A 10,806-nucleotide genomic window follows, 5' to 3' on the forward strand; every position below is an offset into this window, starting at 1 on the left:
GGTGTGCCGGTGCCCGACACCATCAAGGCCGTGGACGACGCCGGCCGGGTCCTCGCGACCCCGCCGCGCGAGAGCCTGCGGGCGATCCAGACGCCGCAGGCGTTCCTGCGGGAGGTGCTCGAGGACGCGCACCGCGCCGCAGCGGACGACCGGGTCCGCGCCACCGACGACGCCGGGCTGGTCGAACGCTCCGGCGGGCACGTCCTCGTGGTCGAGGGAGACCCGTTGGCGCTCAAGATCACCACCTCCGCGGACCTCGCACTCGCCGAGCGACTGCTCGAGGAACAGCCGTATGCCGCGTCCTGACGTGCCGCGCACGGGGATCGGCGTGGACGTCCACCCGTATGCCGCGGACGGCCGCGCGCTGTTCCTGGCCGGGCTCGAGTGGCCGGGCGAGACCGGCATCGAGGGACACTCCGACGGTGACGTCGTCTCGCACGCCATCTGTGACGCGTTGTTCTCGGCTGCCGGGCTCGGCGACCTCGGCACCCACTTCGGCACCGGACGCCCCGAGCTGTCGGGTGCTCGGGGTCCGGTCCTGCTGGCTGCCGCCCGCCAGATCCTCGAGGAGGCCGGGTTCGCCATCGGCAACGTCGCGGTGCAGGTCGTCGGCAACCGGCCCAAGCTCGGCCCCCGACGGCAGGAGGCGCAGGCCGTCCTGTCCGAGGCGCTCGGCGGGCCCCCGGTCTCGGTGTCCGCCACCACCACCGACGGGCTCGGGCTGACCGGCCGTGGCGAAGGACTGGCCGCGATCGCCACCGCCCTGGTCATCCGCGCCTGACCTCTCCCGCGAGAGTCTCGTATCCCAGATCCGAACCGCGGACGGCCATGCCTCCCGCGAGGCCGCTTGGCTAGGGTGCGAGGGAGAGGATCACGACAACAGTTCACGACACACAGGAGCGCGGAATGCCCAGCACGGTCAAGGGAGTCATCGCGCGCGCCAAGGGCGCGCCGGTCGAGGTCGTCGACGTGGTGGTGCCCGATCCGGGCCCCGGTGAGGCGGTGGTCAAGATCGAGGCCTGCGGCGTCTGCCACACTGACCTGCACTACCGCGAGGGCGGAATCAACGACGACTTCCCGTTCCTGCTGGGGCACGAGGCCGCGGGCACGGTCGAGGCCGTCGGCGAGGGGGTCACCGAGGTCGAGCCCGGCGACTTCGTCATCCTCAACTGGCGGGCCGTGTGCGGTCAGTGTCGGGCCTGTGCCAAGGGCAAGCCCTGGTACTGCTTCAACACCCACAACGCCACCCAGAAGATGACCCTCACCGACGGCACCGAACTCTCGCCCGCGCTGGGCATCGGGGCCTTCATCGAGAAGACCCTGGTGGCCGCTGGACAGTGCACCAAGGTCGACCCCGAGGCCTCCGCCAAGGCCGTGGGGCTGCTCGGCTGCGGGATCATGGCCGGGTTCGGCGCCGCCGTGAACACCGGTGGCGTGGGCCGCGGAGACTCGATCGCCGTGATCGGCTGCGGTGGAGTGGGCAACGCCGCGATCGCCGGGGCCCAGGTCGCGGGCGCCACCACGATCATCGCGGTGGACATCGACGACCGGAAGCTCGAGCAGGCCAAGGCGTTCGGCGCCACCCACACGGTCAACTCCAGGAACGACGACCCCGTCGAGGCGATCCGGTCGCTCACCGGCGGCAACGGCGCCGACGTCGTCGTCGAGGCGGTCGGCCGGCCGGAGACCTACGAGCAGGCGTTCTACGCCCGCGACCTCGCCGGCACCGTCGTCCTCGTCGGTGTGCCCACACCGGAGCTGAAGGTCGAGCTCCCGATGATCGAGATCTTCGGCCGGGGCGGTGCGCTGAAGTCCAGCTGGTATGGCGACTGCCTGCCGTCCAGAGACTTCCCCATGTTGGTCGACCTCTACCAGCAGGGACGCTTCGACCTCGATGCGTTCGTGTCGGAGACGATCACCCTGGACGACATCGAGGCGGCCTTCGACAAGATGCACGAGGGGAAGGTCCTGCGCTCGGTGGTGGAGCTGTGATGAGCGGCGACGACAGCGGCGAGAATGGAGCGCAGCGACCTGCCGCGGAGGAGCCCCGACCAGGGATGGTGAGCAACGAGGCGCGGATCGACCACCTCGTCACGTCGGGCACCTTCAGCCTCGACGGTGGCACGTGGGACGTCGACAACAACGTGTGGATCGTCGGCAACGACGAAGAGTGTGTGGTCATCGACGCCGCGCACGACGGCCCGGCCATCCTGCGCGCGGTCGGCAGGGAGCGCACGCTCAAGGCCGTGCTGCTTACCCATGCCCATGACGACCACATCAACGCGGTGGGCGAGGTGTTCGACGCGACGCGAGCACCGTCATACCTGCACCCTGACGACCGGATGCTGTGGGACCGGGTCTATCCGGTGACGCCCGACCACGAGCTCGCCGACGGTGACGTCATCGAGGTCGCCGGGGTGCGGCTGCAGGTGCTGCACACCCCGGGTCACTCGCCGGGGGCCTGCTGCTTCTACTGCGAGGAGCTGGGCACGGTCTTCAGCGGTGACACGCTCTTCCAGGGCGGTCCGGGCGCCACGGGGCGGTCCTTCAGCGACTTCCCGACGATCGTGGAGTCGATCCGGACCAGGCTGCTGACGTTGCCGCCCGAGACCGTGGTGCGCACCGGCCACGGTGACTCGACCACGATCGCGGCCGAGGCCGCGCAGGCGGACGAGTGGCGGGCGCCCGAAGGCTGAGCGCCGAGCTCCTCCTGACGTCCAGGGGCCCCGCCGACCAGGTCGGCGGGGCCCCTCGGGCGAGTCAGCGGAGGGCTGCTTACTTCAGGTTGGCGATCATCTTGTCGACGAAGGCCTTGTTGGCGCTGTCCTGCTTGACCCACGCCTCGACACCGGCGGCCGGGTCGTCCTTGTGCTTCTGGATGACCTGCAGCTCCAGACCAGCCAGGGTCTTGTCGTCCATCTTGAACGCCTTGACGGCCTTGGTGACCTTCGGGTGGTCCTTGCTGAATCCCTCACGGGCGATGGCGTGGACCTTCTCGGCCCCGCCCATCGCGCCCTTGGGGTCCTTGAGGTCCTTGATCGGGAAGGCGCTGTAGGCCCAGTGCGGGTGCCACAGGGTGACGACGATCGGCTCCTTGTCGTCGGTCGCCTTCTGCAACGCCGCCAGCATCGCTGCGGTCGACGAGGTCTGCAGGGTGTAGTCGTCCAGGCCGTACTGCTTCATCGCGTCTTCCTTGGTGACGCGCGTCAGCCCGGCACCCGGGTCGATACCGGTGATCTTGCCGTCGAACTCGTCCGCCTTGCCCTTGAGGTCGGCGATGGAGTTGATGTCCTTCATGTAGGTCGGCACCGCGATGTTGAGGGTCGCCTGGTCGTACCAGACGTCCAGGTCCTCGACCTTGTTCTTGATCTTCTTCCAGTAGGGGGCGTGCGTCTTGGGCAGCCAGGTGTCGAAGAAGAGGTCGGCGTTGCTGCCCGAGCCCTGCGAGATGCCGTTGAAGATGACCCCGATGTCCAGGCTCGGCACCTTGACGGTGTAGCCCTCCTTCTCCAGGGCGTACTTCCACAGGTGGCTGACGGCGACGTCCTCGTCCCACCCGGACGCGATCGGGATGGTGATCTCCTTGGAGGAGCTGCCGCCGCCGCCGCCGCTGGCGCCCGTGTCCGCCCCTCCGCTGCCGCCCGTGGCCGTCTTGCTGGACCCGCAGCCGGCGATCAGGGCTGTCGCAACGAGCGCTGCCACGCCCGTGGCCACCGCCTTGGAGGTTCGTGTCGTCCGCATGTCTCTATCCCTTTCCTAGGTGGTGGCAGTCACCGTCTGGCCGGTGAGTGCGGTTTGTGTCGGTGGCCGGGGGATCAGCGCGACGTCTTGCGCTGGGCGCGGGCCACGGAGGACCGTCCGCCCACGCCGGCGGTGACGCGGTCGAGGAACATGGCCAGGATCACCACGCCCAGTCCGCCCTCGAACGCGAGGGGCACATCCAGGGTCGTGAGGCCCTGGTAGACGTCGGAGCCCAGCCCGCCGGCCCCGACCATACCGGCGACCACGACCATGGACAGGGCCAGCATGATCACCTGGTTGACGCCGGCCATGATCGTGGGCATCGCCAGCGGGACCTGGATGCGCAACAGGATGGCTCTGGGTCGTGCGCCGAACGCATGGCCGGCTTCGACCATCTCCTTGTCGACCTGCTGGATGCCCAGCTGGGTCAGGCGGACGCCGGGCGGGATGGAGAAGATCACGGTGGCGACCATGCCGGGGATGACGCCGATGCCCCAGATGACCACTGTCGGCACCAGGTAGACGAACACCGGCAGGGTCTGCATGAAGTCGAGGACGGGCCGCAGTCCGCGGCTCACGACGCTGCTTCGTGCTGCCACGACGCCCAGCGGCACCGCGATGACCAGGGCCACCACGGTGGACACGATGACCAGGGCCAGCGTGTCCATGGCCGACGACCACAGGTTCATGCTCTGGATGATGAGCATGCCGATCAGCGAGCCGAGGCCCAGCTTCCAGGTGCCAGCGGCCCAGGCGAGCAGCCCGAGGATGATCGCGAGGATGAGCGGCGGGACCCAGTGCAAGCCGGCCGCGAGATTGTCGTTGAGGAAGTTCCCCACATAGCTGATCACATCGAGCAGGGGGCCGAGGTTGTCCTTGATCCACTCGACAGCGGTCTCGAACCAATCGCCGATGTGCAGTCTCGGGATGTTGACGGCGGTGGGAATCATGCCGTCACCTCCTTGCCCTTCGGCTTCACGCCTGGACCGTCGGACGTGAGCGAACCGTCCTCGGCGTCCCCGTCGCCGTTGCTCTTGGCGCTGATGTCACCGAGGGCAGCCAGCAGCGTGACCCTGGGGATGACGCCGGTCAGCCGTCCGTCCCCGTCGATCACCGCCAGCGGCACCTCGGTGTCGGCCGAGTCGTGGAACAGGTCGGCGACCACGGTGTCGGAGGTGACCGTGGGCACGTCGGTCTGCAGGATGTCGTCGATCGTGTCCCGACCGCTCTCGAGCGACCGCACCACGGACGGCTCGCGCAGGACACCACGGAACCGCCTGTCGCGGTCCACCACGAAGAGCGTGTCGATCTGGTTCTCCCGCATCAGCTTGTGCGCCGCGCGCGGACCCCCCTCTGCGCCCAGCAGGGCGACCGGAGGCTCCATCACCGACGACGCGGTGAGGACCCTGCTGCGGTCCACGTCCTGTATGAACCGGGCCACGTAGTCGTTGGCCGGGTCGTTGAGGATCTGCTCGGCGGTGCCGATCTGGACGATCCGGCCGTCGCGCATCATCGCGATCCGGTCGCCGAGCCGCATCGCTTCGTTGAGGTCGTGGGTGATGAACAGGATGGTCTTCTGCAACCGGTGCTGCAGCTCGATCAGCTGGTCCTGCATGCCCCGCCGGATCAACGGGTCCAGTGCGCTGAACGCCTCGTCCATGAGCAGGATGTCGGTGTCAGCGGCCAGAGCTCGCGCCAGGCCGACACGTTGCTGCATCCCACCGGACAGCTGGCCGGGGAGGCGGTCCTCCCAGCCCTTCAGCCCGCACAGCTCCAGCGCCTCGACCGCGCGCTGGTGCCGCTCGGCCTTGCCGACTCCCTGTGTCTCCAGGCCGTAGGCGGCGTTTTCGGTCACGGTGCGGTGTGGGAAGAGCGCGAAGTGCTGGAAGACCATGCTGACCCGCTCGCGGCGGATCGCCCGCAGCTGCTTGGTGCTCGCGTCCGTGACGTCCTGGCCGTAGATCTTCACCTTGCCGGCCGTGGGCTCGAACAGCCCGTTGACCATCCGGATCAGGGTGGACTTCCCGGAGCCGGACAGGCCCATCACGACGAAGATCTCGCCTTCGTTGACGGTGAAGCTGGCGTCGATGACCGCAGCCGTCAGGCCATCGTCCTTGCTCAGCTGCTCTCGGGTGGCACCTTCTTGCAGTCGGGAGACGCCTTCCCTCGCTTTGCGTCCAAACACCTTGTAGAGGTGTTCCGCCTCGATGGCAGGCACGAAAAAATCACCTTCTGCGGTCAGAAATGAGTTCGAGTACAGCCCGACATCGACCCTTTCCAGGCGCGGACAGTCCCTCCAACCAACCACAGGCGACGTTGACGGGTCAAAGTCGGACGCTCACCTCGTGGTCGACTTGTTACCTCGTACGGAGCGTCTGGAGGGCTCGCACCACGCCGACTGCGACCGCCGCAGCGACCACACCGACGAGCAGCCCGGCCCCGATGTCGAGCCAGTGGTGGACGTGCGCAGCCACCCGTGCCGCACCGATCAGGACACTCAGCGCAAGCATCACCACGCCGATGCTGCGACGGTGCGCGAGCACCACGAACGAGACAGCCGAGGCGACCGCAGTGTGGTCCGAAGGAAAGCCGTTGTCGGCGGGGTGGGCAAAGAGTGGGTGCAGCGCCGGGTCGACCACGAACGGACGCGGATCGACATACACGGCACTGGCGGCCTTGATGAGCGCGAAGGCAACAGCCAGCGCCAGGACCCCCTGCACCGCGAACCCCACCTTGTGGTGGCGGGGCGAGAGCAGCCAGGCGACCACCGCCAACGCGGCGACGAGATAGATCGCGTCTTGTGCGACGACGGCAACGAGGGAGTCCACGATGAGACATCGTCCCGCAGTGTCCTGAGAACCGCATGAGAGAGGATGGGATGCTCGGCGCCGCCGCGTGGGCAGTGGGTGCTCCGGCGGCTTGTAACCTAGCCGGGTGAGTCTTCGACTGTATGACACCGCCGCGCGAGAGTTGCGCGACTTCGAGCCCCTCCACGACGACAGAGTGGGGCTCTACATCTGCGGGCTCACGACCCAGGGCGCTCCGCACATCGGCCACATCCGCTTTGCGGTGGCCTTCGACATCCTGCGGCGGTGGCTGGCCACGGGCCATGGCTACGACGTGACGCTGGTGCGCAACGTCACCGACATCGACGACAAGATCCTCGCGAAGTCGGCCGGCGCGGGGCGAGAGTGGTGGGCCTGGAGCTACCAGTTCGAGCGCGAGACGAGCGAGGCGCTCGAACTGTTGGGAGTCCTGCCGGCCACCTACGAGCCGCGTGCGACAGGTCACATCCCCGAGATGGTCGAACTCATCGAGGCACTCATCGCCGCCGGGCACGCCTACGTCGCCGAGGACGGCAGCGGCGACGTCTACTTCGACGTGAAGAGCTACGCGGCGTATGGCGAGCTGACTCACCAACGCCTCGACGACATGGAGCCGGCCCAGGACGCCGACCCGCGGGGCAAGCGTGACCCGAGGGACTTCGCCCTGTGGAAGGGGCACAAGGAGGGCGAGCCGGAGTCGGCGAGCTGGCCGACGCCCTACGGCCGCGGACGTCCGGGTTGGCACCTGGAGTGCTCGGCGATGGCGCGCAAGTACCTCGGCGACACCTTCGACATCCACGGCGGTGGAGTCGACCTGCGCTTCCCGCACCACGAGAACGAGCAGGCTCAGTCACACGCCGCGGGGCTCGGGTTCGCCCGCTACTGGCTGCACAACGCCTGGGTGACGATCGGCGGGGAGAAGATGAGCAAGTCGCTCGGCAACTCCCTGATGGTCAGCGAGATCACCAAGACCGTGCGGCCCATCGCGCTGCGCTACTACCTCAGCGCCGTCAACTACCGCTCCACCATCGAGTACCACGAGGGTTCCCTCCCCGAGGCGGAGGCCGCCGTCGAGCGAATCGAGGGCTTCCTGCGGCGTGCCCTGGACGACGAACAGGAAGTGCAGGCAACGCCGTTGCCCGGCGACTTCGCGGCCGCGATGGACGACGACCTGAACGTGTCCGGCGCGCTGGCGGTCGTCCACGAGACCGTGCGGGCGGGCAACACCGCGCTCGACGAGGGCGACGACGACGAAGCCGCACGTCTCGCGTGGTTGGTGGTCGGCATGACCGAGGTGCTCGGGGTGAACCCTCTCGACCCGCGGTGGAACGGCACGTCGAGCCGCACCGCCGACGACGCCATGTCGGCCCTGGACGCGCTCGTCACCACACGGCTCGCTGAGCGGGAATCTGCGAGAGCAGCAAGGGATTTCGAAACTGCTGACTTGGTCAGGGACCAGCTCACGGCGGCGGGGATCGCCGTCGAGGACACCGCCTCGGGAGCGCGCTGGTCGCTGCCCCGACGGACCGACGCCTGAAAGGCGGACAGAACATGCCCGGGAACTCCTCGCGTCGCGGCGCGGTCCGCAAGGGCTCCTCCAAGAAGGGGCCGTCCGCCGGCAGCGGCGGGGCGCGGCGCAAGGGACTGCAGGGCCGCGGTCCGACTCCGAAGGCCGTCGACCGCCCGAAGCACCAGGCGCACAAGAACGCTGTCCGGGCGCAGAAACGCTCCGACGCGTCGGGAGCGCGCGGAGGATCCCGCGGGTCCCGCCGCGGCAAGGGCTCGAGCGAAGTGGTGGCGGGCCGCAACTCGGTGCTCGAGGCCCTTCGCGCGGAGGTCCCGGCCACGACGATGTACGTCGCGGGCCGGGTCGAGTCGGACGACCGGGTCCGTGAGGCCGTGAAGATCGCGACGCAGCGCGGCATCCCGATCCTGGAGACACCGCGCGGCGAACTCGACCGGTTGTCAGACGGATCCGTGCACCAAGGACTGGCGCTGCAGGTGCCGCCCTACGTGTATGCCGATCCGCGTGACCTGGTGAACCCGGAGGCCCCGGGAGCGCCGCTGCTCGTCGCGCTGGACGGCATCACCGACCCGCGCAACCTCGGCGCGATCATCCGCTCCGTCGCGGCCTTCGGCGGCCACGGCGTCGTCGTGCCGGAGCGCCGCTCGGCGGGGATGACGGCCAGTGCGTGGAAGACGTCGGCCGGGGCCGCGGCCCGGGTGCCGGTGGCGTTGGCCAGCAACCTGACCCGGACGCTCGAGGCCTACCGCAAGGACGGCTTCTTCGTGCTCGGCCTGGACATGGACGGCGACGTCGAGCTGCCCGGACTCGAGCTGGCCACCGAACCCCTGGTGGTGGTCGTCGGTTCCGAGGGCAAGGGGCTCTCGCGCCTGGTGAGCGAGACCTGTGACCAGATCGTCTCGATCCCGATGTCGTCGTCGGTGGAGTCCCTCAACGCGGGCATCGCGACGGGGGTTGCGCTCTACGAGGTCGCCCGGCAGCGCGCTCGCGCCTGATCGACCTTCCCACGCGGGGAGGAGCGGCGTGTTGGTCAGCGCTCGATCGGCCGGGCGCGCACCGGCATCGCCTGCGTGTCGACTCCGACGACGGAAGCCTCGTCGGGTTTGGTCGGCAGGACGCTGTCGAGATAGTCCTGCAGAGCCTCCATGATCGGGACGTCGTGGCCCTGGCGCTCGGACATGAACCACCGGTGCTCCAGCACCTCGTGGAAGACCTCGGCCGGCTCGAGCTTGCCGGTCAGTTCGGCAGGCACCTTGCGGGTGACCGGCTCGTAGACCTTGGACAACCAGTCGTGGGCGACGAACTCCTCGTCGTCGCCCTGCCGGTCGGTCGCGGCGCGGTAGGAGTCGAGGTCGTTGAGCAGACGGCGGGCCTGGTTCTCCTCGACGTCGAGGCCGGTGAGCCGCAGCAGCCGACGCGAGTGGTGGCCGGCGTCGACCACCTTGGGCTGGATCTGGATGTGGGTGCCGTCGATGTCGGTCGACATGGCCAGCTCGTCGACGTCGAACCCGAGCTCGTTGAGCCGCCGGATGCGCTCGTCGACCCGCCACCGGTCGCCCAGCTCGAAGCGCTCCAGCTCGGTCAGCTCCCGCCACAGCTTCTCGTAGCGGGAGACGATCAGCGCGGAGGTGTCGACCGGGTCGACGGAGGCCTCGAGCAGACCGCCCGCGGACAGGTCCATCAGCTCACCGGCGATGTTGACCCGCGCGATCTCCAGGTCGTGGTCGCGCTGACCGTCCGACAGGCGACTCTGGAGCTCTCCCGTCTCGGCGTCGACGAGGTATGCCGCGAAGGCGCCCGCGTCGCGGCGGAACAGCGTGTTGGACAGCGACACATCGCCCCACCAGAAGCCGGCGAGGTGCAACCGCACCAGGAGCGCGGCCAGGGCGTCGATCAGCCGTCCGACGGTGTCGGGACGCAGGGTCTGGCTGAACAGCGCCCGGTAGGGGAGGGAGAACCGCAGGTGACGGGTCAGCAGGCACGCGTCGAGCGGATGCCCGTCGGCATCGACCCGGTCGCTGATCACGCCGATCGGCTTGACACAGGGCTGGTCGAGGCGGCGCAGGGAGCGGAGCATCTGATACTCCCGCCGGGCCAGGTCGGCCTTGATCTCCTTGACCGCGATCACGCGGCCGGACAGCTGGACGAACCGCACGACGTGGCGCGAGATGCCGCGGGGCAGCGCTGCGAGGCGCTCCTCCGGCCAGTCCTGGAGGGGGACCGACCAAGGCAGGTCGAACAACGCCTGGTCGGGTCGTGCTGCCGTGATCTGCGGGGCCACGGGCCCTATCGTGGCACGATTGTCGATGGCCCAACCAGAGGCGACCTCCGAAGGAGGACGAGATGACCGATGGCAACAGCCCGTCAAGGCTCGGCTCGAACGAGGTGCGCAAGGCAGTCCTGACGACCCGTCGCGGTGGCTATGACCAGACCGAGGTGGACGCGTTCCTCGAGGAGGTGGCCGACGAGCTCGACCGCCCGGTGGAGCGTCGGACCCTCACGGCACAGTCGGTCGCGGACCAGGTGTTCGGGTCCGTGGCGTTGCGGCAGGGTTACACCGAGCAGGAGGTCGATGCCCTCCTCGACTCCGTGGTCGAGCGGCTGAGGTCGGACGAGCTCGCCGCCGCGGCACAGGCGGCGGCTCGTCGCGAACCAGGTCCCGCCGCCCCACCGGCTCCCGCCGGATCACCAGCCGGTGCGCCGGAGGCGGTCGGG

The 10,806-nt window shown here is 69.0% G+C and carries 12 protein-coding genes; 7 read left to right on the forward strand and 5 right to left on the reverse strand.

The genetic code is table 11. The annotated features are described in order from the left end of the window. The 4 genes from FRW57_RS10810 to FRW57_RS10825 all read left to right on the forward strand — a co-directional run. Positions 1-306 (forward strand): IspD/TarI family cytidylyltransferase (locus FRW57_RS10810; RefSeq protein ID WP_203230294.1); only part of this gene is annotated, 306 nt, incomplete at its 5' end. Continuing rightward, positions 293-781, forward strand: coding sequence for a 2-C-methyl-D-erythritol 2,4-cyclodiphosphate synthase (gene ispF / locus FRW57_RS10815; RefSeq protein WP_152185989.1), 489 nt, complete (start codon positions 293-295; stop codon positions 779-781). The genes FRW57_RS10810 and ispF, both read left to right, overlap by 14 nt. A 125-nt stretch (positions 782-906) precedes the next feature. After that, positions 907-1,992 (forward strand): S-(hydroxymethyl)mycothiol dehydrogenase, encoded by a 1,086-nt coding sequence (locus FRW57_RS10820; protein WP_152185990.1) that lies wholly within the window; start codon positions 907-909, stop codon positions 1,990-1,992. A 65-nt stretch (positions 1,993-2,057) separates the two neighbouring features. After that, positions 2,058-2,696 (forward strand): MBL fold metallo-hydrolase, encoded by a 639-nt coding sequence (locus tag FRW57_RS10825; protein ID WP_137120748.1) that lies wholly within the window; start codon positions 2,058-2,060, stop codon positions 2,694-2,696. A 79-nt stretch (positions 2,697-2,775) separates the two neighbouring features. Here FRW57_RS10825 and FRW57_RS10830 read toward each other — a convergent pair whose 3' ends face one another. The 4 genes from FRW57_RS10830 to FRW57_RS10845 all read right to left on the reverse strand — a co-directional run bounded on the left by FRW57_RS10830 (position 2,776) and on the right by FRW57_RS10845 (position 6,569). Then, complete coding sequence (locus FRW57_RS10830) at positions 2,776-3,741, reverse strand: glycine betaine ABC transporter substrate-binding protein (RefSeq protein ID WP_137120717.1); 966 nt, start codon at positions 3,739-3,741, stop codon at positions 2,776-2,778. A 74-nt stretch (positions 3,742-3,815) separates the two neighbouring features. After that, positions 3,816-4,691 (reverse strand): ABC transporter permease, encoded by an 876-nt coding sequence (locus FRW57_RS10835; RefSeq protein ID WP_137120716.1) that lies wholly within the window; start codon positions 4,689-4,691, stop codon positions 3,816-3,818. After that, on the reverse strand, positions 4,688-5,959 hold the full coding sequence (locus tag FRW57_RS10840) for a quaternary amine ABC transporter ATP-binding protein (RefSeq protein WP_152185991.1): 1,272 nt from the start codon (positions 5,957-5,959) through the stop codon (positions 4,688-4,690). The genes FRW57_RS10835 and FRW57_RS10840 overlap by 4 nt, the downstream gene beginning before the upstream one ends. 139 nt (positions 5,960-6,098) lie before the next feature. Continuing rightward, entirely contained in the window at positions 6,099-6,569 is a 471-nt protein-coding gene (locus tag FRW57_RS10845) for a phosphatase PAP2 family protein (protein ID WP_162529335.1), read from the reverse strand. A 106-nt stretch (positions 6,570-6,675) separates the two neighbouring features. On the opposite strand from FRW57_RS10845, the gene cysS reads away from it, so the two are divergent. Then, on the forward strand, positions 6,676-8,103 hold the full coding sequence (gene cysS, locus FRW57_RS10850) for a cysteine--tRNA ligase (protein WP_152185993.1): 1,428 nt from the start codon (positions 6,676-6,678) through the stop codon (positions 8,101-8,103). Positions 8,104-8,117: 14 nt separating this feature from the next. Continuing rightward, positions 8,118-9,086 carry a 23S rRNA (guanosine(2251)-2'-O)-methyltransferase RlmB gene (gene rlmB, locus FRW57_RS10855; protein ID WP_137120712.1) on the forward strand — a complete coding sequence of 323 codons (969 nt, stop codon included), beginning with the start codon at positions 8,118-8,120 and terminating at the stop codon, positions 9,084-9,086. 35 nt (positions 9,087-9,121) lie between these two features. Here rlmB and FRW57_RS10860 read toward each other — a convergent pair whose 3' ends face one another. Further along, positions 9,122-10,372, reverse strand: a complete 1,251-nt coding sequence (locus FRW57_RS10860; protein ID WP_152185994.1) for a DUF4032 domain-containing protein — start codon at positions 10,370-10,372, stop codon at positions 9,122-9,124. A 62-nt stretch (positions 10,373-10,434) separates the two neighbouring features. On the opposite strand from FRW57_RS10860, the gene FRW57_RS10865 reads away from it, so the two are divergent. Continuing rightward, positions 10,435-10,806 (forward strand): DivIVA domain-containing protein (locus FRW57_RS10865; protein WP_152185995.1); only part of this gene is annotated, 372 nt, incomplete at its 3' end.

This window comes from Segeticoccus rhizosphaerae, assembly GCF_009192725.1.
Taxonomy (GTDB): domain Bacteria; phylum Actinomycetota; class Actinomycetes; order Actinomycetales; family Dermatophilaceae; genus Segeticoccus; species Segeticoccus rhizosphaerae.